This is a genomic window from Sneathiella litorea (genome assembly GCF_009882915.1).
In the GTDB taxonomy this organism is placed as follows: Bacteria; Pseudomonadota; Alphaproteobacteria; order Sneathiellales; family Sneathiellaceae; genus Sneathiella; species Sneathiella litorea.
This window is the reverse complement of record NZ_WTUW01000001.1, coordinates 222,914-247,188: the sequence shown is the minus strand read 5'-3', so window position 1 is coordinate 247,188 and position 24,275 is coordinate 222,914. Positions and strand designations below refer to the sequence as shown.

Genomic DNA, 24,275 nt, shown 5'->3' with positions numbered 1-24,275 from the left:
TCTCCAATATGTTAGGCTGTTCCGCCAACGGTCAGTCCTTCAATCAGCATCGTTGGTTGGCCAACGCCGACTGGGACGCTTTGTCCGCCTTTGCCGCAGGTGCCAATTCCACTGTCGAGCGCCATATCATTGCCGATCGCCGTAACCTTTTTGAGCGCTTCACTACCGGTTCCAATGAGGGTCGCGCCCTTAACAGGTGCGGTAATCTTACCGTCCTCAATAAGATAGGCTTCCGTGCAGGAGAAAACGAACTTGCCAGACGTGATATCGACCTGACCGCCGCCGAAGTTGGCTGTGTATAGGCCCTTCTTCACAGATTTGACGATCTCTTCCGGATCCCGATCGCCTCCGAGCATATAGGTGTTGGTCATGCGCGGCATTGGCAGGTGAGCATAGCTTTCACGGCGACCGTTGCCGGTTGGCTCAACACCCATCAGCCGGGCGTTCTGCCGATCCTGCATGTAGCCGACAAGAATACCGTCCTCTATCAGGGTGGTGCTGCTGGTCGCGGTGCCCTCGTCATCAATGCTGAGTGAGCCGCGGCGGTCGGCAATTGTACCGTCATCAACAACCGTGACGCCCGGCGCAGCTACCCGCTCGCCCATGAGATTAGAGAAAACGGAGGTTTTCTTGCGATTGAAGTCACCTTCAAGGCCATGACCCACTGCCTCATGCAGAATAATTCCGGGCCATCCCGGGCCAAGGACCACATCCATTTCTCCGGCCGGTGCGGCGACCGAGTCGAGATTGACCATCGCCTGACGGTAAGCTTCGTCAACGGCGGATTTCCAAGTCCCTTCCTCCAGGTAGAAATCATACCCGGTGCGCCCGCCCATTCCGTGGGAACCGGATTCGCGTCTGCCATCCTTTTCAACGACGACAGAGACGTTGAGGCGAACCAGCGGACGGATATCACCTGCGCGCTCCCCGCCACTGCGAATTATTTCAATGCCCTGCCAGGATCCGGCCAGCGAGACAGAAACCTGCACGACTTTACTGTCTTTGCCGCGTGCATAGGCATCTATCTCAGACAGCGCCTTCACCTTTGCGTCAAATGGAATTTCACTTAAAGGATTGTCATCACCATAAAGGGCGCGATTTGAGCCTGCGGGCGGCAAGGCCATTGTGCCGCTTTTGCCAGATTGTACGGCCTGCACAGTTCTTGAGGCATTGCGGATCGCTTCCTCGCTCAGTTCCGACGCATGGGCAAATCCTGTCGCCTCCCCGACCACGGCGCGAAGGCCGAACCCTTGAGTCGTATCGAAACTGGCACTTTTCAGGCGACCGTCATCGAAGGAAAAGCCTTCTGACTGGCGATATTCCAAGTAAAGTTCACCATCATCTGCGTTGGAGAGTGCTTCTGTGACCTGTTTTTCAACCGTCCCGCGGTCCATGCCCGTGGGGAGAAAAAAAAGGTCATTTGCAGTCGTTACATCTGTCATAAAAAAGCGCTCCGGTTAATTGACGGCGTGAGATACATATCCTTGAATATGTGACTTTTGATGGTGATTGTCGAGAGATGGCAAATGGTGATTTGAAAGATTCTAATCACTGTCCGTCTGGGCAAGGCTGCTCAGTGTGACAAAATGTCACAATATACCTTCTTTCAGATGTTGAGAAAAAGGCACAGGCAGATGCAGAATATATATCTTAAGTTGTTGATTTAAAACAATATATGTCATTTGCGTAGAATTTGGGGGCAAAAAAAAATTAAGCAAAATTATGATTAGCTGCAGTCTTGGACTTGTTATAAACCACATCGGTGGTGTAGTTTCCCGCGCAATCAGGTGGAAAGCTTTTTGATTTGCCGTTGCGAGGTGGGTATAAATTAAAAATCTGTCCAAAATTTGGCTTACGGGAGTATACTGGCTTTCGTACCAGGCCGAGTTAAATAGACATGTGATCACAGACGGGAATTGAAGATGAGTATGGTTAGAAATCTTGTCGCTTTTATGGCCGTAATTGCAGGCACGATATTGACGATGGGGACAGCCGCAGCGGAGCAGGGGCAACCCGCGCCATGGCAAATGACATTTCAGGAGGCGTTCTCGCCAGTCGCCGTAGAACAGCATGGATTCCATAATTTGCTGCTGTGGATTATCAGTGCTATTTCAGTATTCGTGCTGATCCTGCTGGTATATGTGATCCTGCGCTTTAACAAGCGGGCAAACCCCAACCCTTCCAAAACTTCCCATAACACGTTCATTGAGATAATCTGGACAGTTGTTCCGATCATGATCCTGATTGTCATCATGATTCCTTCTTTGAAGCTTCTTTATTATGGGGACCGGATCGAAACGCCAGATATGACCCTGAAAGCAATCGGCTACCAATGGTATTGGGGTTACGAATATATGGATGAAGAAGGGCTCGCCTTCGATGCTGTAATGCTCGAGGAAGATGAGCTCGAACCAGGGCAACCCCGCCTTCTGGCAACAGATAACGCGATAGTTCTGCCCGTGGAAACAAATATCCGCGTTCTTGTTACGGCTGAGGATGTGCTTCATTCTTGGGCAATGCCGTCCTTTGGTGTCAAGATGGATGCTGTGCCGGGCCGCCTTAACGAAACCTGGATGCGGATCGAGGAAGTCGGCATGTATTATGGGCAATGCTCTGAATTATGCGGTGCGCGCCACGGCTTTATGCCGATTATGATCAAGGCGGTCAGCAAGGAAGATTACGCAAAATGGCTGGTTGAAGCCAAAAAAGAATTTGCAAGTGAAGGGACGCCGGCGATTAAGTTCGCACAGGTCACTTCCACAAGCGCAGAATAAACAGGCTAGAGAGAGGCACGAGATTATGGCTTACGGTTCAGCAGCCGCTCACGACGAACACACTCCAACAGGTTGGAAGCGGTGGGTCTATTCGACTAATCATAAAGATATTGGATCGATGTATCTGATCTTTGCAATTATCGCCGGGATTATTGGCGGAGCAATGTCAGTTTACATTCGGGCAGAGTTGCAGATGCCGGGTGATCAATTCCTGAACGGCAACTACCATTTCTTTAATGTTCTGGTGACGGGCCACGGACTTGTCATGATTTTCTTCATGGTCATGCCCGCTATGATCGGCGGATTTGGTAACTGGATTGTGCCACTAATGATTGGTGCGCCAGACATGGCCTTCCCGCGTATGAACAACATCTCTTTCTGGCTGTTGCCGCCAGCATTGGGATTGCTGCTTATCTCGATTTTTGTTGAAGGACCGGCCGGCGCGAATGGTGTTGGTGGTGGCTGGACCATGTATCCGCCGCTTTCCTCAAGCATTGGTCATCCGGGAATGGCGGTTGATTTCGCAATCCTCAGCCTTCATTTGGCCGGTGCGTCTTCAATTCTGGGTGCAATCAACTTCATTACAACCATCTTCAATATGCGTGCACCGGGCATGACCATGCATAAGATGCCGCTTTTTGTCTGGTCAGTCCTGGTAACTGCATTCCTGCTTCTTCTCTCCCTGCCGGTACTTGCAGGTGGTATTACCATGCTCCTGACGGATCGTAACTTTGGTTCCGCTTTCTTCGAACCACAAGGCGGTGGCGATCCGATCCTGTTCCAGCATTTGTTCTGGTTCTTTGGACACCCTGAAGTTTATATCCTGATCCTGCCTGGTTTCGGTATGATCAGCCAGATCGTCTCGACCTTCTCGCGCAAGCCGGTTTTCGGATATCTCGGGATGGCCTATGCCATGGTTGCGATTGGCGCCGTTGGCTTCATCGTCTGGGCCCACCATATGTATACGGTGGGTATGAATGTCGATACCCGGGCTTACTTCCTGGTTGCAACACTGGTTATTGCTGTTCCGACAGGTGTCAAAATTTTCTCCTGGATCGCGACGATGTGGGGTGGGTCGATTGAGTTTAAGCCACCGATGGTCTGGGCACTCGGGTTTATCTTCCTCTTTACTGTAGGTGGTGTTACGGGTGTGGTTCTGGCTAATGCGGGTCTTGATGTTGCTCTACATGACACATACTATGTGGTCGCCCATTTCCATTACGTTCTGAGCCTTGGTGCCGTGTTTGCTATCTTCGCAGGCTTCTACTACTGGTTCGGCAAGATCACTGGTTACACCTACTCGGAAAAGCTTGCGCATTTACATTTCTGGGTCACCTTTATCGGTGTCAATATGATCTTCTTCCCGATGCATTTTCTTGGTCTGGCCGGTATGCCGCGGCGTATTCCAGACTATCCGGATGCGTTTGCCGGGTTTAATCAGATCGCTTCCTACGGTTCCTATGTGTCGGCTGCAGGCGTTCTGATCTTCCTGATCACTGTTGCACATGCCTTCATCCGCAAGGAGCAGGCGGCAGCTAATCCTTGGGGTGAAGGAGCGACGACGCTGGAGTGGACATTGTCTTCTCCGCCACCGTTCCATCAGTTCAACGAACTGCCGGTTATCAAGTAAGGTTCAAAGGAGTTATTTGTGTCCGACACAAGCCTTATAAAGGAAACAATCGAAACCCGCGCCCATTCGGATTTGGCGCGGGTTAGCGATTACTTCGCCCTGCTGAAGCCGAGGGTGATGTCGCTTGTTGTTTTTACAGGGTTGGTCGGGCTTGTCGTGGCACCGGGTGAAATCCATCCTGTGCTTGCCTTTACGGCACTCCTTTGTATTGCAATTGGCGCCGGCGCTTCCGGTGCGATTAATATGTGGTACGACGCGGATATCGATGCGGTAATGGAACGCACAAAAGAGCGACCGATACCGGCCGGACGCGTTAGCGCCAGTGAGGCGCTTGCGTTCGGGACTGTGCTCTCAGTGGCATCCGTGGTTCTGATGGGGCTAGCGATAAATTATGTTGCCGCAGCCTTGTTAGCGCTTACCATTGGCTTTTATGTCTTTATCTATAGCATGTGGCTGAAGCGCAGGACGCCGCAGAACATTGTAATTGGCGGTGCAGCAGGTGCCTTTCCACCCATGATCGGCTGGGCGGCGGTTACGGGGGATGTCAGCGCTGAATCTCTCGTCTTGTTTGCAATTATTTTCATGTGGACCCCGCCGCATTTTTGGGCGCTTTCGCTTTGGCGCGATATCGATTATGCAAAAGCGGGCGTACCAATGTTGCCTGTTGTAGCTGGACGTGATGTGACCAGGCGACAAATTGTGCTTTATAGCGTGTTGCTTTGCCCCGTCGCGGTAATGCCTTATTTTCTTGGCTATGCGGGTGCCGTTTATGGCATTGGCGCGACTCTGCTAAGTGGACTGTTTTTACTTCTTGCCCTAAAAGTCTGGCGTAGCAAGGATGAAGAAAGTGCAAAGCAGTTGTTCGCTTTTTCACTTTTATATCTATTCTTGATTTTCGCAACGTTGCTCGGCGAGAACCTTATCCGGACGGTGATTTGACATGACTCGTGACCAAGAGCATCTCAAGCGACAACGCATCCGAAATTTCGCCGTTGGGGGAATTCTTATTGCCCTTGTGGTGTTGTTTTACCTGATTACCATTGTAAAAATGTCAGGCGGAGCAAGCGCGTGATGAGTGGGCAGAACAGAAAATCGGTGCGTCTAGCCGTCGTTTTGGCCTCGGTTGTTGCGGGTATGATTGGCTTGGCCTATGCGTCCGTGCCGCTGTACGATCTCTTTTGTCGGGTAACAGGTTATGGCGGGACAACGCAGCAGGCGGATATTGCCCCGAATGTTGTTCTCGAACGTGAAATAACCATTGAGTTCGATGCGAATACCAGCCGCGATATGCCTTGGGATTTCAAGCCAGTAAAGCATAAGATGACAATGAAGGTTGGTGAAACGGGTCTTGCTTTTTATGAAGCCCATAATCCGACAGATCATGCCATCATGGGGACTGCGACTTTTAATGTAACGCCACAAAAGGTGGGGCAGTACTTTACCAAGATTGACTGTTTTTGTTTTACCGAGCAAGTGTTGCAACCGGGCGAGCGGGTCGATATGCCGGTCACCTTCTTTGTTGATCCTGAGATTGATAATGACCCTAACGCTAAAGAGGTTAAGGTAATCACACTTTCCTACACCTTCTTTATCGGTGAAGATGAAGAAGAAACGGAAATCTCGGCAAAAACTGAAAAAAAATCGGTTGATGTAAATTGACCGCTAAAAGAATTGGGTAACTTTTAAGGCCGGATCTTATCCGGATGCATTGCAGGAGTTTAGGAATGGCAGATTCTCACGCCAAACAACATGATTATCATTTGGTAGACCCGAGCCCGTGGCCGGCCCTCTCATCACTTGCCGCGTTCGTATCGGCAATCGGTGCGGTTATGTGGATGCATGACAAGGGTTATGCTGTCTTTGTAATCGGTTTTGTTGTTCTACTTTACACGGCCTTTGCCTGGTGGAAGGACGTTGTAAAGGAAGGAGAGCATGAAGGCCATCACACACCTGTTGTCCAACTAGGCCTGCGCTATGGCATGATCATGTTCATTGCCTCCGAGGTCATGTTCTTCGTGGCCTGGTTCTGGGCGTATTTCAATGCAGGTCTCTTCCCCACGGAAGTGGGTGGTGGTGTCTGGCCACCTGAAGGGATTATGACCTTTAATCCTTGGCATATTCCGCTTTTGAACACCGTTATCCTGCTCTTGTCCGGTACGACGGTAACCTGGGCACATCACGCTCTTCAGCACGGTGATCGCAAGGGGCTTGTTCAGGGTCTGCTGCTGACAGTTATTTTGGGGGCGTGTTTTACTGCCGTTCAGATTTACGAATACAGCCACGCGGCATTCGGGTTCACGGACGGGATTTATCCGTCAACCTTCTATATGGCGACCGGCTTCCACGGGGCTCATGTCTTTATTGGAACTGTCTTCCTGCTGGTATGTCTAATTCGCGCGACAAAAGGTCACTTCACGCCGACCCATCATTTTGGCCTCGAGTCTGCGGCATGGTATTGGCATTTCGTCGACGTCGTATGGCTGTTTTTGTTCTTCGCCGTTTACTGGTGGGGTGCGGGACCTGAATGGACCTGATTTAGAATATTATGCCTTATTCGTATGGCATGCCAGTTTCCCCTTTCCGCGCCGGGCTCACCTGCAAATGCCCGTCCTGCGGAAAAGGGAAACTTTTTAGCGGATTTCTCGATGTAGTAGAGACATGCGACGTCTGCGGCCAGGATTTCACCGCAGTTAATAGCGGTGATGGTCCGGCCGTTTTCATTATATTGATAGTCGGGTTTCTGGTGGCCGGTCTTGCGGTTGGAATGGAGCTTGTCTTTCATCCGCCCTACTGGTTGCAATTGGCGATCTGGTTGCCAATGATACTGATTTTGAGCATCGGGCTTCTCCGGCCCTTCAAGGCCTATTTGATCGCCCTACAATTCAAACATAAGGCCAGCTCCGAGATTGAGCGATATTGAATATGAAAAACTTTTCCCCTGGGCTTGTCCCGACGTTGATTACAGTGCCTTGCGTTTTAATTTTACTAGCGCTGACCATCTGGCAGGTTAATCGTTACGCTTGGAAAGTTGATTTAACAAACCAGATCAATAGTCAGCTTTCGGCGGCGGCGGTGGCTTTGCCGGCAGGAGATCTCGACCCTGAAGAATGGCATTACCGGCGGGTTAGCCTGACGGGTGAGTTCGACCATGACAACGAAGTTCATCTTTTTTCCCATACGACCAAGGGGCGCTCGGGATTCCAGATAATAACGCCGTTCATGCGCGGTGAGGAAGAGGACATTATTCTCGTTAATCGGGGTTGGGTGCCGGAAGTCAATAAGGAAGCACAAACCCGTTTGGAGGGACAAATAGAGGGTGAGGTCACGGTAACAGGTATCGCCCGAAAACCTTGGGGGAAATCATGGTCCTTTCTGCCAAAAAGCAATGCCGAAGATAATGTTTGGCTTTATGGTGAGCTTGCTGCCATGGCGGATCATTTGAACGTCTCGGTTGCACCAATTTTTGTCGAGCTCGACGAGGCTGATGTGCCAGGAGGCCTTCCCAGAGGGGGGCAGACACGTGTCTCCTTACCTAACAATCATATTCAATATGCGTTTACCTGGCTGGGCCTGGCGATTGCAATGATCGTTATTTATATCCTCTATGGCCTAAAACGCGGTAGATCAAAGCAGGGGTGATAATGCCCGGATCGTCAACAGCCTATTCAAATCTAGAGAAAAGATTTGCCCGCCTTTCTGCATTATCCGGTGCTGCAGCGATACTGCATTGGGATAGCGCGACTATAATGCCCTCCGGTGGCAGCGATGCCCGCGCCGAGCAGCTTGCGGCATTAAGTCTTTTATCGCACGAAATTTTGAACAAGCCGGAAGTTGCTGACTTACTGGAACAAGCGAAAAGCGAGACGGCAAATCTCAATGATTGGCAACTTGCCAACCTTACGGAAATGCGGAACCGGTGGCGGCATGCAACGGCGGTTGATCCGGATCTTGTCGAAGCCCATTCTCATGCGACGTCGCGCTGTGAGATGGAATGGCGCGAAGCACGAATAAACAATGATTTTGACACCCTCATCCCATCCTTAAAAGAGGTCGTCCATCTCACAGGCCGCATTGCAGAGGCGAAGTCAGCCGCCTTTGGCATGTCGCCCTATGACGCGCTTCTTGATGAATATGAGCCCGGTTGTACGGCTGCGATGATTGATCCTCTGTTTAACGATTTACAAGCGTTCCTGCCGAACTTTTTAGGGGACGTGTTGGACAGGAATAAGAATGCGCCGCCAATCCTGCAACCAGAGGGTCCGTTTGATGAAACCCTTCAAAAGCAGCTGGGTCTTGAGTTCATGACGGCGCTTGGTTTTGACTTCGATCATGGTCGTCTTGATATCAGTCACCATCCCTTTACCGGTGGCATTCCCGATGATGTGCGTCTAACCACACGCTATGAAACTGGGGATTTTACGCAAAGCCTGATGGGCACTCTACATGAAACCGGTCACGCCCTCTATGAGCAGGGATTGCCAAAGGAATGGCGTAGCCAACCAGTTGGTGCAGCCCGCGGAATGGCGCTGCATGAAAGCCAGTCGTTATTGATTGAGATGCAGCTTTCCCGCAGCGCAGACTTTCTCGCCTTTGCCCAGCCCAGGATCAAGGCGATGTTTAATGGTGACGGCGCGGCTTGGGAGATCGAGAATATCGAACGGCTTTACCTAAAGGTAGAACCCGGCTTTATACGTGTTGATGCCGATGAAGTTACTTATCCACTCCATGTCATATTACGGTATCAGCTGGAAAAGGCCTTATTGTCAGGCGATCTCGTGGTCGAGGATTTGCCCGCGGCCTGGAATAAGGGAATGCGCGACGCACTTGGGGTTAATCCGCCGAATGACAGGCTTGGCTGTCTTCAGGATATTCATTGGCCGAGCGGCGCCATTGGATACTTTCCAACCTATACCTTGGGTGCGATGGCGGCCGCACAAATCTACCGCGCAGCTGCAGCAGAAATTCCAGATCTTGTAGAAAATATACGTGCCGGGCAGTTTACTTCTCTAGTAGAATGGTTACGGCGTAATATTCATTCTCTTGGAAGTTCGCAATCAACGGAGAGCATTATTCAGGCCGCGACAGGTCGGCCGTTAAATGCCCATGCCTTCAAGGCGCACCTTAGAGACCGTTACCTTACCTGAACAATAAGTGACGACCAACAGGCAAAGGGTATATCGGTACTTGCACAAGCGCCCAGCATATGGTTACTCTCACCCGCCATTTGGTCCGTCTGAGGAGTGAGAAAGTGCGATATATCAGCACACGCGGTGAAGCACCGGTATTGAATTTTAAGGAAGTGGTCCTGACCGGTCTGGCGCGGGATGGCGGTTTGTACCTGCCCGAAAGCTGGCCGCAATTTTCAAAGGAAGACATTCAAAGTCTTGCGGGTATGTCCTATGCGGAAGCTGCGGCATTCCTGCTGCAACCGTTCCTGGGCGATAGCATAGATGCAGCAGATTTCCGGAAGATGACCGAGAAGGCATACGCAGGCTTTGTCCATAACGCCGTCGTACCGGTTAGCCAACTCGACAGCAATGAATTCCTGATGGAGCTTTATCACGGACCTACGCTTGCCTTTAAGGACGTGGCGCTACAGCTTCTGGGCCTTCTCTATGACCACCTGCTTGCGCGTGAGGGCAAACGCGTGACAATCGTAGGAGCGACATCAGGGGATACCGGATCCGCCGCGATTGAAGCCTGCCGGGGCAGGGAAGCGGTGGATATTTTCATCCTCCACCCCAAGGGCAGGGTGTCGGAGGTTCAGCGTCGGCAGATGACGACAGTGCTGGATGATAATGTTCACAATATCGCCGTTGAGGGAGATTTTGATGATTGTCAGGCCATGGTCAAGGCCATGTTCAACGATCATGACTTTCGGGATAGCCTTGCGGTATCGGCGGTCAATTCAATCAACTGGGCGCGTGTTATGGCGCAGATCGTTTATTATTTCACGGTGGGTGTAAGCCTCGGCGCGCCGTCGCGCCCTGTCTCCTTTTCGGTTCCCAGCGGAAATTTCGGCGACGTATATGCCGGTTATGCAGCAAGCAAGATGGGCCTTCCTGTCGAGCAGTTGATTGTCGCAACGAACCGCAACGATATTCTTTCGCGCTTTTTCAATAGCGGTGAGTACAGGAAATCAGGGGTTAATCCGACGATTAGTCCAAGCATGGATATTCAGGTTTCCAGTAATTTTGAACGGTTCCTGGCAGACCTTTACGGTCGTGATGGGGGCGCAGTATCCGATTTAATGCAGAAACTCGATAGTGAAGGCGGGTTCTCCGTCAACATGTCGTTATTGAATGAAGGCATCTTCTCCGCTGGATGTTGCGATGAGGAAGAAACCCTTGCGACAATCCGCCGAACTCTAAAGGATAGTGCGAAACTGGTTGATCCACACACTGCGGTTGGCCTTGCGGTAGGTAATAGGTGCCGCAAAAACAAGGATATACCGCTGGTGACCTTATCAACGGCGCATCCGGCTAAATTTCCCGACGCTGTGGAAGAGGCAACAGGGGAGCGCCCTGGCCTGCCCAAGCATATGGCAGATCTCTTTTCCCGCGATGAGCGGCTGGTAGATTTGCCAAATAACCTTGAGACAGTAAAATCCTATATTAAGGAACGGGCCCGTATTTTAACCGAGGCCTAGATCGGAACAAAATTGATGGACGTCAAAGTCTCTACTCTTAAAAACGGTTTGCGTGTCATTTCAGACCCTATGCCCGGTCTGGAAACTGCCGCCGTTGGTGTCTGGGTCGATACCGGTGCCCGCCATGAAACAGGGGCGGAAAACGGTATTTCCCACGTTCTTGAACATATGGCGTTTAAGGGAACGGCAAAACGCTCCGCATTGCAAATAGCGGAAGTGATTGAATCTGTGGGCGGGCACCTTAATGCATACACCAGCCGCGATCAGACTGCCTATTTCGCGCGAGTATTAAAGGATGATGTACCTCTCGCGGTTGATATCCTTGGTGATATATTGTTGAATTCCAGTTTCGATCAAACAGAGATTGCTCGCGAGAAAGAGGTGATCGTTCAGGAAATCGGGCAAACCTACGATACGCCCGACGATATAATCTTTGACTATTTGCAGGAGATCTCTTTCCCAGATCAGCCGCTTGGACGTTCAATTCTTGGGACCGTGGACCAGGTACGTAGTTTTGACCAGTCAATGATGGCAAGTTATATGAAAAGCCATTATCTCGCGCCTAGAATGGTATTAAGCGCGTCCGGTGCGATTGATCATGACAAACTTGTCATGCTAGCTGAGCAAGCTTTTGACGGGCTTGCAACAGTTGGGAAAACTGGTATGGAACCAGCTCGATATAGGGGGGGTGAATATCGCGAGGAGCGGAACCTGGAACAGGTCCATTATGCTCTTTCGGTCCCGGGCATTTCCTATACGGACGAAGATTACTACGCTGCACAGGTTCTTTCCGGCCTGCTGGGAGGCGGGATGTCATCGCGCCTGTTTCAGGAAATCAGGGAAAGACGGGGGCTGTGTTATTCAGTGTTCAGCTTTTCGTCCTCCTTTACGGATACAGGTACTTTCACGGTCTACGCTGGAACGGGAGCAGATCATATCGGAGAGTTGAGCAATGTTCTAACGGATGAGCTTTTGCGGACGAGTGACGGGATACTTGAGGCAGAGGTTGAACGGTCGAAGGCTCAGTTGAAATCCTCGCTCCTGATGGGTATGGAAAGCCCTGCGTCGCGTTCAGAAGTTCACGGTCGACAGCTACTTATTTACGACCGGGTTTTACCTGCCTCTGAAATCTCTGAGAATATCGAAGCCGTGACTGTTGCCGATACGCAGAAACTTGCCGGAAAGCTGTTTTTTGGGGTAACACCCAGCGTTGCCGCTCTCGGACCACTGAAAAACCTTGATTCATTTGATCATATCGCGGCAAGATTTAGCTAGGTTAAGTCACACAGGGAGGTCTGTGTCGCGTGTTGGAAAAGTTGGTATTGTTGGGCGGCGGTCCCCGTGTGGTAACTGAACGGCTTGTACTGCGCGCTCCCAAACTGTCAGACTGGGAAGCCTGGGCGGCGTTACGGGCAGACAGTCGTGAATTTTTGGTACCCTGGGAACCCATGTGGCCCTCAGACCCTCTATCCAAAGTGAATTTCAGGGCGCGGTTACGACGTTATTCAAAGGACGCAAAGGATGATCTGGGCCAGGCGTTTTTTATTTTCAATCGTGAAACCAGTGATTTAATTGGCGGCATTACAGTCGGCAACATACGCAGGGGGGTCGCACAAACAGGAACTCTGGGTTATTGGACAGGGCAGCGCTACACTCGCCAAGGCTATATGTATGAAGCACTTTGCGGTCTGTTGCCGGTTCTGTTTAATGACTTTGGTTTGCGGCGGGTGGAGGCGGCCTGTCTGCCGTCGAACATTCCCAGCTCACGCCTGCTCGAAAAGGTTGGCTTTTTCAATGAAGGGTTGGCACGGGAATATCTTTGTATCAATGGAGTCTGGCACGATCATCTGCTGTACGCTATTTTGAATACAGATCCTATATCTCCGCGCTAGCATTGGTTATCAGGCATGGCCCATGTCGCCGGACAAAAGGGAGGGGTCGATACCGAGCTTGTTAATGGCAATTTTCCACTTTGAGTCTAACTCGGATCCAAAGACAATATCTATATCCGGGTCAACAACGAGCCACCCATTTTCCTGAATTTCCTGTTCAAGCTGTCCTGGCCCCCAACCGGAGTATCCAAGGGCAAGGAAACTGCTCTTCGGCCCGCTGCCAACTGCAATAGTTTTCAGCATGTCGATTGTCGCCGTCAACGCCATGTCATCACCAATTACCAAGGTTGTATCATAGAGAAGATCGGTAGAGTGGACGACAAAGCCTCTTTCGGTATCTACAGGGCCGCCAAAGTGTATTTTGATGTGGCGTGCTTCTTCTGCTTTCGGGATATCAAGTTGTTCTAGTAAATCATCAAAGCTCAAGGCATCAAGAGAGCGATTGAGGAGTATACCCATGGCTCCCGATTCCGAGTGAGCACAGAGAAGAATGACAGCCTTTTTAAAACGCGGATCGCCCATGCTTGGCATCGCAACCAAGAGTTTTCCGTCCAGATAACCCGAATCAATTTTATTTGCGTTCATAATATAAATATGTGTCTGCGTTTAAAGAATCCCAGCCGTTGAATGTCCTCATGACGTGATTGTGACATATCAACCCTTAATAATGTTTTATATATGTGGTGACTATACCATTGTAAGGCTAAGGGTTAACTCTGTATGAGGTTATTGAATTTGCGGTATCTCTTTGTTGCATTTGCTTATCTTGCTTTCAGTGTCAGCGGGCCTGCAAATGCTGAAACGGCAACGGACTGGGCCACAACGGATCAGTCGCGCCTTCGATTGATTTCCGGGGTTGATGGTGTAAAAGGACGCGATTCTCTTCGCATCGGCCTTCAAATTAAATTGGCACCGGGATGGAAAACCTATTGGCGCAACCCCGGCGATGCAGGAATTCCCCCACGATTGAACTGGGACGGTTCAGAAAACCTAAAGGCTGCTATGGTTTCCTGGCCTCTCCCTGCACAGTTCCATGCCTATGGTTTTTCAAGTTGGGGCTACCATGATGAAGTCGTGTTCCCCATTGATGTTACGTTGATGGAAGCAGGAGAGCCCGTTAAATTAAAACTCAGTCTCCAACTTGGAATTTGTGAAGACGTTTGTATCCCCTATGAACATGACTTTACCCTCACCCTCGATGCAAATAATGCGGAGCTGACACAGGAGGCGGAAATCATCGAGACATTTGCCCGCCAGGTGCCTGCGGAAATTGGCTCGGATGGCTCTTTACTAAGTAATGCGACGGCTGAGACAGAGGGTGACCAGACATTTTCTATTACCGTGTCAGCCAACAAGCAACCCTTTGAAGACCCATCCATTATCGTAGAGGGGAAAGAGGGTGCATATTTCGACCTGATCTCCACTACGCTCTCAGAGGATCGCATGGGCGTAACATTTAGGGTGAAAGGTAATTTTCCCTCCAAGTCAGATCAGCTGCCAGGCCAGAACATCACGGTAACAGTATTTGATAAAGCCATGACGGGCGAGAAGACCCTTCAAATCAACTAAAAAAAGCGGATCCAGTGTAATTGAAACTTTTTATTTTCGCCTGCATCATTATGTTAGAGTTATCTAGAAAAATGACGCAACTAAACAAAAGTAGGAAATAGAAATGACGATATCTGTTGGTGACAAACTTCCCAATGCCGAGTTGATGATGATGACTGAGAAGGGGCCGACCAAAGTTTCTACGGCGGACCTATTTAATGGTAAGAAAGTTGCGTTGTTTGCCGTGCCAGGTGCCTATACCCCAACCTGTTCCGCCAAACACTTACCCGGTTTTGTAGAGAACACATCAAATTTGACAGCTAAGGGCGTCAATGAAATTGTTTGTCTGTCTGTTAATGACCCCTTTGTGATGGCCTCCTGGGGTAAAGATCACGATGCTGGCAGCATTAAAATGGTCGCGGACCCGGATGCGGCATTTACCAAGGCCTTGGGAGTTGAGTTTGATGCTTCCGGTGCAGGGCTTGGTATCCGCTCCCGGCGTTATTCGATGCTTGTAGATGATGGCGTTGTATCGCAGTTAAACCTTGAAGAAACCGGCGGTTTCGAAGTATCCGATGCGGAAACCCTGCTTGGTCAGCTTTAATTGATCTTCTCGGCGGGGAAGGCGATTGTCTTCCCCGTCATAACCCGCAGGCCATAATAGCGTCGGTCAGCGCTTGAATTCTTTCATTCCTTTATTTGCGAGCTGGTCGGCTTTTTCGTTGCCGGGATCTCCCGCATGCCCTTTGACCCATTTCCAGCTAACCTGATGCTCTGATATGGCTTCGTCCAGCGAAAGCCAGAGGTCCTTATTCTTAACTGGCTTCCTTGCGGCAGTTTTCCATCCGTTTCTTTTCCAGCCGGCCATCCATTTAGTGATACCATCCTTTACATAAGTACTGTCCGTATGAAGCTCGACCATGGAGCGTCGCTTTAGCGAGTTAATGGCTTTTATCGCTGCGGTTAATTCCATCCGATTGTTTGTCGTTTCGGCTTCCCCCCCGCAAAGTTCTTTTGTTTTACCGTTGTAATTCAGAAGGGCACCCCAACCCCCCGGGCCAGGATTGCCGGAACAGGCACCATCCGTGTAAATCACAACAATATTTTCTGACATAAACAAGCTCCAATACCAATACACTTACTCGTATATGTCCGGCTATTAGCATGAATGCCTCGCAGCGGCAATTTCAGAAAAAGGATAGTTTTAACTTAAAATTAGCCTCTTTCGAGCAACGTTGCAGCGGGGGAAAGGGCGCCATGGTCCTTTTTGGTATTAGTAGGTTTGAGTTTAAAAAATGCAAAAAAAATTATACTCGGCGGAGATCGAACAATTTGGCTCAAGTGCATCAATTGAAACAGCTCCCGCAAATGGCAGGATAACTGATGATCAATATGGTGAGATTATTGTGGCGCTTAATGAAATAAAGAGCCGTTTCGCCCAGAATACATCAGAGATTTCTCCTGTGAAGGATACTGCCGCAAGAAAGACGACAGAAGAGCTTGAAATACTGCGTCAGGAGCTTCAGGAACTTTCCAGCGTAATTCTTGAAACCCGTCGTGAAATTGCCTCTCTCAGCGCTTCAAAAAATGGCCAGAAAATTAACTCTGTAACAGACCAGCTTGATGCTGTTGTCGGGGATACGGAAACCGCGACCCACACTATTCTTGAGGCGGTTGAGGGTATAGAGGATATGAATGATAGCCTTGCACTTCATGCAAGCTCTCCGGAAGAAATAGAGAGTATCGAAGCGATCAGTCATGCTGTTATGAAAATCTATGAGGCCTGCAACTTCCAGGATGTTACCGGGCAACGCATTTCCAAGGTTGTCACGACATTAAGTTTTGTCGATGAGCGGATCAGCAAGATGATTGATATTCTCGGTGGTGAAAATGAGCTTCAGGAATTCGAGATTGCCGAAATGCCACCGCAGTTTGATGAGGATGTGGAGTTGAGTGGACCTCGACCAGAAGGGCAGGAAATCTCGCAAGATGAAATCGATTCTCTGTTCGACTGATTTCAGCAGCGTTTCCTAGTCAAGCCCATACGCAGCGACATTTTTTACTGCCTGATGAAACTGCAACTTCTTTAAATACTCTAGCGGATCCTTGGGTTTGACGAGCGCGCCTTCAACCTGGTTGAGCCAGTCGTATAGACGGGTGAGGAGAAAGCGAACCGCCGCGCCGCGACAAAGCAAGGGTAAGAAGTCAAGTTCCTCCTTTGAGAAGTCCCGAACTTCGCGATAGCCATTTAACAACTTGCGGGCTTTAGTAATATTAAAGCTGCCGTCATTTTCGAAGCACCAGGCGTTGAGGCAGATCGCAAGGTCGTAGGCAAAAAAATCGTTGCAGGCAAAATAGTAATCGATTACGCCGCTAACCCTATCATTCAGGAAAAAGATGTTGTCGGGAAACAGGTCAGCATGAATAACGCCCCTTGGTAGAGCATCCGGCCAATGATTTTCCAGAAAACTAATTTCCGCCTCAACCTCCGGGAAAAGCTGCGCATTCATTCTGTCGTTATCGCTTTTCTGGCAGGCTATATAGAGGGGGCGCCAGTTTGATAAGGAGAGGGTGTTCATACGCTGCAAGGAATAGTCGCTGCCGATTGTATGAAGCTGGGCCAAAGCCTGCCCCAACAAAGCGCAATGCTGCGGCATAACGCGTTTGATCGATCGACCATCAAGAAATTCGATAATGGCTGCCGGGCGTCCGGCCACCTGCTTCAGGCTTTTCCCGTCTTTCGCCGCAATCGGCCTCGGTGACATAAAGCCGCCCGCCGCGAGATGCTCCATCAACCCAAGAAAAAAGGGTAGGTCCTCTGCCTTTACGCGCTTTTCGTAAAGAGTGAGGATGAAGTATCCGCTGTCGGTATGGAGTAGATAATTAGAGTTTTCAACACCTTCCGCGATGCCTTTGCAGGAGAGAGCCTGGCCAAGATTATACTGATCCAGAAACCGATCCAGATCATCATCCGAAATCTCTGTGTAAACGGCCATAAATTACTCCGCCACTTCAGGTTCAAGGATTTTGGGCATCTTGAAAACCACCTGCTCCTGATTGGTAACGATCTCTTCAACGGTGATGTCAAAACGTTGTAAGAAGGCGTCTACTACTTCCTCAACCAGCGTTTCAGGCGCGGACGCGCCAGCTGTAATTCCAATTGTATGTGCCTCTTTGAGGGTACTCCAGGGTATATCAGAGGCACGCTGTACAAGAGCTACTTTTTCACAACCTGCTTTTTCCGCAACCTCTACCAGCCGCATCGAATTCGAGGAATTTGGTGCCCCGATAACCAGCATTCCGTCGCACCGTTTCGCAAGAATTTTTACAGCCGCCTGTCGGTTCGTTGTCGCGTAACAGATATCTTCTTTTTTCGGTCCCTCAATGGCGGGAAACCGATTCTTCAAGATACCAACTATTTCCCTGGTTTCATCCACGGAAAGTGTCGTCTGGGTAAGGTACGCAAGGCTTTTCCCCGATTGTGTTGGAGTAAAGGCGCGGGCTTCCTCCGCCGTCTCAACGAGGGTAATCTGACCTTCGGCCAGTTGTCCCATAGTGCCGATAACTTCCGGATGACCGCGATGACCAATCAGGATTATCTCATGATTATCCCGTTCATGGCGTTCCGCTTCCCGATGCACCTTGCTGACTAGCGGGCAGGTGGCGTCGATATAAAACATCTTGCGGTTTTCCGCCTCGGCCGGGACTGACTTCGCGACGCCATGAGCTGAGAAAATTACCGGTACATCTTTGGGAATATCTGCCAGCTCGTCAACGAACACCGCCCCTTTTTTCTCGAGACTTTCAACGACAAAACGATTGTGCACGATTTCATGGCGAACATAGACCGGCGCACCATATTTTTCGAGAGCTCTCTCGACAATCTGGATAGCACGGTCTACGCCCGCGCAAAATCCACGCGGCGCCGCCAATAGCAATGTCCGTTTTGATTTATCCATAGTCAATTCCACGCTTGATTGGTTCATAGAATAGACATAGACATTTGTGAAAACTTGCTAAATCCGTCGGTCCATCCTAGATTTGCCGAACTCATACAACAGTTTCACGGGTAATGCCATATCTAGGCGAGGTAATTTCGAATGACGAAGGCGAAAGTTGCACAAAAATCCCCATATAAAGTGGCCGTCGAAGAAGGGAAGAAGTACGCTTGGTGTGCTTGTGGATTGAGCACTAAACAACCTTTCTGCGATGGATCCCACAAGATTACAGATATCCGGCCCGTCATTCATACAGCGTCAAAATCCGAAGACTTATATTTTTGTGGATGCAAGCAGACAGGCAGTGCGCCGCTGTGCGATGGCACTCATAATACTCTTTAACCCTTTTTCTACCGGTTCATTATGTCCTTTTTCAATCCCATTCAAACATATTTACGTGCCGGTATTCTGGCTGTCCCGCTACTGATTACATCTTGTAGCGGCAGTATTGATACAGATGTGTTTAGCTTTTTTGGCAAATCGGCGCCACCACTCCCCTGTCCGCAGGTAGAGGTTCTGCCTGGTGCCGAAACCATTACAATTTTCAGGGAGGGTGAGGGGCGTGATCTTGTCGATGTCAAGTTTGAAGGCATCATCGCGCCGTTCAGCGGGCAATGCCAGTATGTGGATGATGATACGGCTATTGTTGCTGAATTGATCCTGCGCATCGGAGCGACCAAGGGACCAGCCGCCACCAGCCAGACTGAAGAATTTCCTTTTTTCGTCGCGATTGCGGAAAGAACGGGCGAGATCATCGCAAAGAAAATATTCTATAGCCCTGTTGAAGTTGAGGAAGGTCGCCGCCGTGCTACGGTGCAGGAAGAGATCGAACAACGGATTCCATTGACAGGCCTCAAAACCGGCGGTGATTATGTCATAATTATCGGTTTCCAGCTAACTCGAGAGCAAATGGAATTGCAGAGCTAATTGTCGACGCAGGACCAATACTTGTTTGACTATTCTCAAATCGACATTATTATCGCGCAGATATTCAGTCGATCCCCGCGGGAGAGATGGTCGTTATAAGCCATCGCCGAAGGAGCAACCACCCCGGAAACTCTCAGGCAACCGGACCGCAGGGGGATGAAACTCTGGAAAGCAAATTGCGTATGTGATTTCACCGAAGGGGTAAGCGATATGGCCGTTGCCAGCATCGTCAATTCTCTCAGGTTATAGGACAGAGGGGGTCAATCCAGCGAGTTTTTGCTGGAGAATTTGGCTTTTGTCCGCAACCAGGGTTGTCCTATGAGTGAAAATACGTCGACGAAAAAAACCGTCCTTTATGATTTACATGTCGAGCTCGGCGCCAAGATGGTTCCGTTCGCGGGCTATGATATGCCGGTGCAATACCCGGAGGGCATCCTCAACGAACATTTGTATACCCGTTCTTCCGCCGGGCTTTTTGATGTCTCCCATATGGGGCAACTTGTCATTTCAGGCGAGAATCCAGCAGCAGCTATAGAGAAGCTGATTCCCGGTGATATTCAGGCCCTCTCCAATGGGGAGATGCGCTATAGCTTCCTCACCAATGAGCAGGGCGGTATTCTGGATGACCTTATCGTCACCCAGCGAGGGGAGGACCTGTTCGTTGTCGTCAATGCGGCTTGCAAGGAGCAGGATATTGCCTTGCTGACGAAAGGGCTTGCGGGCGCGGCGACAGTAACAGAGTTGACTGACCGGGCTCTTGTCGCTTTGCAGGGACCGAAGGCAGCAGCGGTCCTAACAAAATATGCGGCGGAAGTCGCCTCTATGCCTTTCATGGGGTACCGCGAAGTTGAGATTGATGGCGTTCCTTGCTTCGTGACGCGATCGGGATACACGGGGGAAGATGGTTTCGAAATTTCCATCCCGAATAGTCAGGCGGATGCGCTGTGTCGGAAGCTGTTAAACAATAGCGAGGTAAAGCCGATAGGGCTTGGTGCGCGTGATTCTCTTCGCCTTGAGGCTGGCCTCTGTCTGTATGGGCATGACCTCAATGAGAAGACGACGCCGATCTCAGCTGGCTTGATTTGGGCGATCAGCAAACGCCGTCGCGAAGAAGGCGGATTTCCTGGCGCTGACATTATTCAGGCCGAAATCGCTAATAAACCAGCGATGAAGCGTGTGGGAATCCTTCCTGAAGGCCGTGCGCCTGCGCGCGAGCATACAGAAATCACGGATGAAGCAGGAAATGTCATTGGTGAGATTACATCCGGGGGCTTTTCGCCAAGCCTGGGTGTTCCCATCGCGATGGGATATGTCCCGCTTGATTTTTCGACCATTGGTACAAAGATAAATCTGCTTGTCAGAGGTAAATCCCGCCCGGCAGTCGTGGCCAAAATGCCATTTGTCGAGCAACGCTATTATCGAGGTTAGTTTTCACTGGAGAGTAAAGAATGTCATATAAATTTACAGAAGATCATGAATGGGTGCTGCTCGAAGGAGAGGTGGCAACAATAGGTATCAGTGACTATGCCCAAGGGCAACTTGGTGACGTTGTGTATGTCGAAGTACCCACCATTGGCGACGAAATTACCAAGGGAGATGAATTGGCGGTCGTTGAAAGCGTGAAGGCAGCTTCTGAGGTCTATTCTCCTGTGAGCGGTGAAATCATCGATGTAAACAGCGAACTGGAAGGCGCCCCGACCAAGGTCAATGAGGACGCGATGGACAGCGGCTGGTTTGCCAAGATCAAGGTGAGCAATAGTTCGGATCTGGACGATCTGATGGACGAAGCTGCGTATAAGGCTTTTCTGCAAGGTCTCGACGAATGAGATATATGCCGCATACCGCTACGGAGCGGAAAGAAATGCTTGCGAGGGTCGGGGTTAAATCGATTGACGATTTGTTCGCCGATATACCGGAAGAAGCACGGCTCACGGATTTGCTTGACTTGCCATTGCATGAAAGCGAAATGGTGGTTGAGAAGAATTTTAGAACACTGGCCGCAAAAAACCTCTCTCCTTATTCCACGCCCTGCTTCCTTGGTGCCGGCGCGTATCAGCACCATGTACCTTCTGTTGCTGACCATATTATTCAACGATCTGAATTTCTAACGGCCTATACTCCGTATCAGCCAGAAATCAGCCAGGGCACCCTTCAGGCTCTTTTTGAGTTCCAGACGCAGGTGGCATTGATCACAGGGATGGAAGTTGCAAACGCGTCCATGTATGACGGGGCCACTTCGTGTGCGGAAGCTGTTTTGATGGCGTGCCGTGTGACCCGAAGAAAAAAGGCTGTTATTTCCGGCAATCTGCATCCCCATTATCGGGACGTAACCCGAACAACACTGCAGTTTACCGAGTTTGAGACAATCGATCTTCCGACCGCTGCTGCGGGAATAGAAAATTTTGACGACCATATCAACTCGGATATAGCTTGCGTCGTTGTTCAAAACCCTGATTTTTTCGGTCGAATCCAGGACCTGACCGCTCTCGCAGATAAATGTCACGAGGCAGGCGTGCTTCTTGTCGTCGTCGTGAACGAGGTGGTCTCGCTAGGTGCGATCAAATCCCCGGGTGAAATGGGGGCTGATATTGTTGCCGGAGAAGGCCAGTCAATCGGTGTGCCACTCTCCTACGGGGGGCCGTATGTTGGCCTTTTGGCGACACGGCAAAAGTTTGTTCGACAGATGCCAGGGCGGCTCTGCGGCCAAACTGTCGATCAGGATGGTAAACGAGGATTCGTCCTCACCCTGTCGACACGCGAGCAACATATCCGCCGCGAAAAGGCCACCAGCAATATTTGCACAAATGCCGGGCTTTGCTCTCTCGCGTTTACGATTCATATGAGCCTGCTGGGAGAGGCTGGATTTACGAAGTTGGCCTCTCTTAATCATTCGCAGGCCGTTACTCTTGCTGAGAAGTTGGAGGCAATTGACGGCGTCAGTCTTCTCAATGATACGTTTTTCAATGAGTTTACGCTCCGCTTGCCGGCGAATGCAGCGGAAATCGTAGAAAAACTTGCGACTAAAGGCGTTCTGGGCGGGGTGCCTGTATCTCGCTTAATCCCGAAAGAGCCGGATATGGCAAATTTGCTTCTTGTCGCCGCAACCGAGACTTGCTCGACCGCGGATATGGATGATTTTGTCGTTGCGCTGAAGGAGGTGCTTGGATGCTAAATAACAAAGGACGCCCCACACAGCCGACTGTTGATAGTAATGTAGATGACTCCCTTGAAACCTTTACAGGGAACAAGGGCTTGGAACTTGAAACACCACTTATTTTTGAGCAAGGCGTTCCGGGAAGAATCGGCGTCGATATGGCTGATCCAAAACCGGTCAAGAGTCGTCTTGGCGGATTGGAACGCAAGGAGAGTGTTGGTCTGCCCGATTTGTCAGAACCCCAGGTTCTCCGGCATTTCGTTCGATTGAGTCGTCAGAACTATGCGATTGACGCAGGCTTTTATCCGCTTGGATCCTGTACGATGAAACATAATCCGCGGATTAACGAGAAGGTCGCTCGTCTCGCGGGGTTAGGTGATCTGCATCCCATGCAGCCCACAAGCACCGTTCAGGGGGCGCTGGAGCTGATTGATGATCTTGCCCATTGGCTCAAGACCATCACCGGTATGCCGGCCGTTACAATGTCACCAGCAGCCGGCGCCCATGGGGAACTCTGTGGGGTGATGGCCATTCGGGCGGCCCATGAAGCGAATGGAGAGGTTCGGACGCGTATCCTTGTGCCGGAATCTGCACATGGTACAAATCCGGCGACGGCCGCCCTTTGCGGATACAAGGTTGAGGCGGTTCCTGCACGGGCGGATGGTCGTATGGACCTGGATGCCTTCGCGGAGAAACTTGGCCCAGATGTGGCGGGCGTTATGCTAACCAACCCCAATACATGTGGCCTGTTTGAAACGGATGTGAAGAGAATCGCTGATCTGGTGCATGAGATAGGCGGATACTTCTATTGTGATGGCGCCAATCTTAATGCCATTCTCGGGCGGGTCCGTCCGGGGGACCTTGGCGTCGATGCCATGCATATTAACCTGCATAAGACCTTTTCCACGCCTCATGGTGGCGGTGGCCCCGGCGCGGGCCCTGTGGTCTTCTCTGAAGGGCTGGCGGCATTTGCACCGGTACCCTACGTCATTCAGGGAGAGAATGGCTTCGAACTTGTTGAGCAGGTGGAGGGCGACGCGGCCCAAAGCTTTGGCCGAATGAAGGGGTTTCACGGGCAGATGGGGATGTTTATTCGGGCTCTGGCCTACATGCAAAGCCATGGCGCCGATGGATTGAGGCAAATTGCCGAAGATGCTGTCCTCAATGCCAACTATATTCGTGTCAGCCTTGATGACAAACTGCATTCATCCTTCGCGGGGATTTGCATGCATGAAGCCCTGTTTGATGACAGCACGCTGAAAGGTACGGGGGTTACGACACTCGATCTTGCAAAGGCAATGATTGATGAGGGGTTCCACCCTATGACCATGTATTTCCCGCTAGTGGTGCATGGAGCAATGCTTATCGAACCAACAGAGAGCGAATCCCGTCAGACCCTTGATCAGTTCATTGGTGCCATGCGGTATTTGTTGGACAAGGCGACTGCGGGGGAGACGGACTATTTCCTCAGCGCCCCTCATTTTTCTCCGAGGCGGAGGCTCGATGAGACCGGTGCGGCGCGTAATCCGGTCTTGCGCTGGATACCTGATGAATCAGCCGATGCGAATGAGAAAACTTCTGTATCAGCAGCATCATAGCCTCCCATTGACGGCTGCAAAACGAAGCCTCGCCAAGTTGGCGGGGCTTTTTTTATGTCATGCCCCTAAAACATAAAAAGTAGGGCACAAAAAAAGCCCCGGACA

General features: G+C 50.5%; 26 protein-coding genes and 2 riboswitches. Of the genes, 21 read left to right on the top strand and 5 right to left on the bottom strand.

All coding sequences use genetic code 11. From position 1 onward, the window contains the following. Positions 1–11: 11 nt before the first annotated feature. Complete coding sequence (gene tldD / locus GQE98_RS01180) at positions 12–1,442, bottom strand: metalloprotease TldD (RefSeq protein WP_161313723.1); 1,431 nt, start codon at positions 1,440–1,442, stop codon at positions 12–14. A 480-nt stretch (positions 1,443–1,922) separates the two neighbouring features. Between tldD and coxB the strand changes: the two genes are divergently transcribed. The 12 genes from coxB to GQE98_RS01125 all read left to right on the top strand — a co-directional run bounded on the left by coxB (position 1,923) and on the right by GQE98_RS01125 (position 12,945). Further along, complete coding sequence (coxB, locus tag GQE98_RS01175; RefSeq protein ID WP_202526015.1) at positions 1,923–2,774, top strand: cytochrome c oxidase subunit II; 852 nt, start codon at positions 1,923–1,925, stop codon at positions 2,772–2,774. A 25-nt stretch (positions 2,775–2,799) separates the two neighbouring features. Further along, a complete protein-coding gene (gene ctaD, locus GQE98_RS01170; RefSeq protein WP_161313722.1) occupies positions 2,800–4,404 on the top strand; it encodes a cytochrome c oxidase subunit I in 1,605 nt (534 codons plus the stop codon). An 18-nt stretch (positions 4,405–4,422) separates the two neighbouring features. Beyond that, on the top strand, positions 4,423–5,343 hold the full coding sequence (locus GQE98_RS01165; RefSeq protein WP_202526014.1) for a heme o synthase: 921 nt from the start codon (positions 4,423–4,425) through the stop codon (positions 5,341–5,343). 1 nt (position 5,344) lies between these two features. Further along, on the top strand, positions 5,345–5,476 hold the full coding sequence (locus GQE98_RS18250) for a hypothetical protein (RefSeq protein WP_281351229.1): 132 nt from the start codon (positions 5,345–5,347) through the stop codon (positions 5,474–5,476). After that, positions 5,476–6,063 (top strand): cytochrome c oxidase assembly protein, encoded by a 588-nt coding sequence (locus tag GQE98_RS01160; protein ID WP_161313721.1) that lies wholly within the window; start codon positions 5,476–5,478, stop codon positions 6,061–6,063. Before GQE98_RS18250 ends, GQE98_RS01160 begins: the two co-directional genes overlap by 1 nt. A 65-nt stretch (positions 6,064–6,128) precedes the next feature. Then, positions 6,129–6,938, top strand: a complete 810-nt coding sequence (locus GQE98_RS01155; RefSeq protein WP_161313720.1) for a cytochrome c oxidase subunit 3 — start codon at positions 6,129–6,131, stop codon at positions 6,936–6,938. 29 nt (positions 6,939–6,967) lie between these two features. Continuing rightward, the gene (locus GQE98_RS01150; protein ID WP_202526013.1) at positions 6,968–7,324 is read left to right on the top strand and encodes a DUF983 domain-containing protein; all 357 of its coding nucleotides are present in this window, start codon (positions 6,968–6,970) and stop codon (positions 7,322–7,324) included. A 2-nt stretch (positions 7,325–7,326) separates the two neighbouring features. Continuing rightward, entirely contained in the window at positions 7,327–8,043 is a 717-nt protein-coding gene (locus GQE98_RS01145) for an SURF1 family protein (RefSeq protein ID WP_161313719.1), read from the top strand. A gap of 2 nt (positions 8,044–8,045) precedes the next feature. Then, on the top strand, positions 8,046–9,548 hold the full coding sequence (locus GQE98_RS01140) for a carboxypeptidase M32 (protein WP_161313718.1): 1,503 nt from the start codon (positions 8,046–8,048) through the stop codon (positions 9,546–9,548). Positions 9,549–9,652: 104 nt separating this feature from the next. Further along, entirely contained in the window at positions 9,653–11,053 is a 1,401-nt protein-coding gene (thrC, locus tag GQE98_RS01135; protein WP_161313717.1) for a threonine synthase, read from the top strand. A gap of 15 nt (positions 11,054–11,068) precedes the next feature. Further along, positions 11,069–12,328, top strand: a complete 1,260-nt coding sequence (locus GQE98_RS01130) for a M16 family metallopeptidase (RefSeq protein ID WP_161313716.1) — start codon at positions 11,069–11,071, stop codon at positions 12,326–12,328. Positions 12,329–12,360: 32 nt separating this feature from the next. Continuing rightward, the gene (locus GQE98_RS01125; protein WP_246157173.1) at positions 12,361–12,945 is read left to right on the top strand and encodes a GNAT family N-acetyltransferase; all 585 of its coding nucleotides are present in this window, start codon (positions 12,361–12,363) and stop codon (positions 12,943–12,945) included. A 9-nt stretch (positions 12,946–12,954) separates the two neighbouring features. On the opposite strand, the gene GQE98_RS01120 is transcribed toward GQE98_RS01125, so the two are convergent. Further along, entirely contained in the window at positions 12,955–13,530 is a 576-nt protein-coding gene (locus tag GQE98_RS01120; RefSeq protein WP_161313714.1) for a YqgE/AlgH family protein, read from the bottom strand. Positions 13,531–13,665: 135 nt separating this feature from the next. On the opposite strand from GQE98_RS01120, the gene GQE98_RS01115 reads away from it, so the two are divergent. Both GQE98_RS01115 and GQE98_RS01110 read left to right on the top strand, forming a co-directional pair. Next, positions 13,666–14,514 carry a protein-disulfide reductase DsbD domain-containing protein gene (locus GQE98_RS01115; protein ID WP_161313713.1) on the top strand — a complete coding sequence of 283 codons (849 nt, stop codon included), beginning with the start codon at positions 13,666–13,668 and terminating at the stop codon, positions 14,512–14,514. A 103-nt stretch (positions 14,515–14,617) separates the two neighbouring features. After that, the gene (locus GQE98_RS01110; protein WP_161313712.1) at positions 14,618–15,097 is read left to right on the top strand and encodes a peroxiredoxin; all 480 of its coding nucleotides are present in this window, start codon (positions 14,618–14,620) and stop codon (positions 15,095–15,097) included. Positions 15,098–15,163: 66 nt separating this feature from the next. Here the strand turns inward: GQE98_RS01110 and rnhA are convergent, their stop codons facing one another. After that, a complete protein-coding gene (gene rnhA / locus GQE98_RS01105) occupies positions 15,164–15,607 on the bottom strand; it encodes a ribonuclease HI (RefSeq protein ID WP_161313711.1) in 444 nt (147 codons plus the stop codon). 181 nt (positions 15,608–15,788) lie between these two features. Here rnhA and GQE98_RS01100 point away from each other — a divergent pair, with 181 nt between their 5' ends. After that, complete coding sequence (locus GQE98_RS01100; protein ID WP_161313710.1) at positions 15,789–16,508, top strand: hypothetical protein; 720 nt, start codon at positions 15,789–15,791, stop codon at positions 16,506–16,508. A gap of 15 nt (positions 16,509–16,523) precedes the next feature. On the opposite strand, the gene thrB is transcribed toward GQE98_RS01100, so the two are convergent. Continuing rightward, positions 16,524–17,489: a homoserine kinase gene (gene thrB / locus GQE98_RS01095; RefSeq protein ID WP_161313709.1), complete on the bottom strand. Its 966-nt coding sequence runs from the start codon at positions 17,487–17,489 to the stop codon at positions 16,524–16,526. A 3-nt stretch (positions 17,490–17,492) separates the two neighbouring features. Further along, positions 17,493–18,452, bottom strand: coding sequence for a 4-hydroxy-3-methylbut-2-enyl diphosphate reductase (gene ispH, locus GQE98_RS01090; protein ID WP_161313708.1), 960 nt, complete (start codon positions 18,450–18,452; stop codon positions 17,493–17,495). A 141-nt stretch (positions 18,453–18,593) separates the two neighbouring features. Between ispH and GQE98_RS18355 the strand changes: the two genes are divergently transcribed. The 6 genes from GQE98_RS18355 to gcvPB all read left to right on the top strand — a co-directional run bounded on the left by GQE98_RS18355 (position 18,594) and on the right by gcvPB (position 24,170). Beyond that, on the top strand, positions 18,594–18,833 hold the full coding sequence (locus GQE98_RS18355; RefSeq protein WP_161313707.1) for a CDGSH iron-sulfur domain-containing protein: 240 nt from the start codon (positions 18,594–18,596) through the stop codon (positions 18,831–18,833). Positions 18,834–18,854: 21 nt separating this feature from the next. Continuing rightward, the gene (locus GQE98_RS01080) at positions 18,855–19,418 is read left to right on the top strand and encodes a hypothetical protein (protein ID WP_161313706.1); all 564 of its coding nucleotides are present in this window, start codon (positions 18,855–18,857) and stop codon (positions 19,416–19,418) included. Positions 19,419–19,486: 68 nt separating this feature from the next. Next, positions 19,487–19,577: riboswitch (glycine riboswitch) on the top strand. Between the two features lie 3 nt (positions 19,578–19,580). Next, a riboswitch (glycine riboswitch) is annotated at positions 19,581–19,674 on the top strand. A 62-nt stretch (positions 19,675–19,736) separates the two neighbouring features. Then, positions 19,737–20,846, top strand: a complete 1,110-nt coding sequence (gcvT, locus tag GQE98_RS01075; RefSeq protein ID WP_161313705.1) for a glycine cleavage system aminomethyltransferase GcvT — start codon at positions 19,737–19,739, stop codon at positions 20,844–20,846. Positions 20,847–20,866: 20 nt separating this feature from the next. After that, entirely contained in the window at positions 20,867–21,244 is a 378-nt protein-coding gene (gene gcvH, locus GQE98_RS01070; protein ID WP_161313704.1) for a glycine cleavage system protein GcvH, read from the top strand. Continuing rightward, positions 21,241–22,590 carry an aminomethyl-transferring glycine dehydrogenase subunit GcvPA gene (gene gcvPA, locus GQE98_RS01065; protein WP_161313703.1) on the top strand — a complete coding sequence of 450 codons (1,350 nt, stop codon included), beginning with the start codon at positions 21,241–21,243 and terminating at the stop codon, positions 22,588–22,590. The genes gcvH and gcvPA overlap by 4 nt, the downstream gene beginning before the upstream one ends. Beyond that, positions 22,584–24,170: an aminomethyl-transferring glycine dehydrogenase subunit GcvPB gene (gcvPB, locus tag GQE98_RS01060; protein WP_161313702.1), complete on the top strand. Its 1,587-nt coding sequence runs from the start codon at positions 22,584–22,586 to the stop codon at positions 24,168–24,170. The genes gcvPA and gcvPB overlap by 7 nt, the downstream gene beginning before the upstream one ends. The last annotated feature ends 105 nt before the right edge of the window (positions 24,171–24,275 follow it).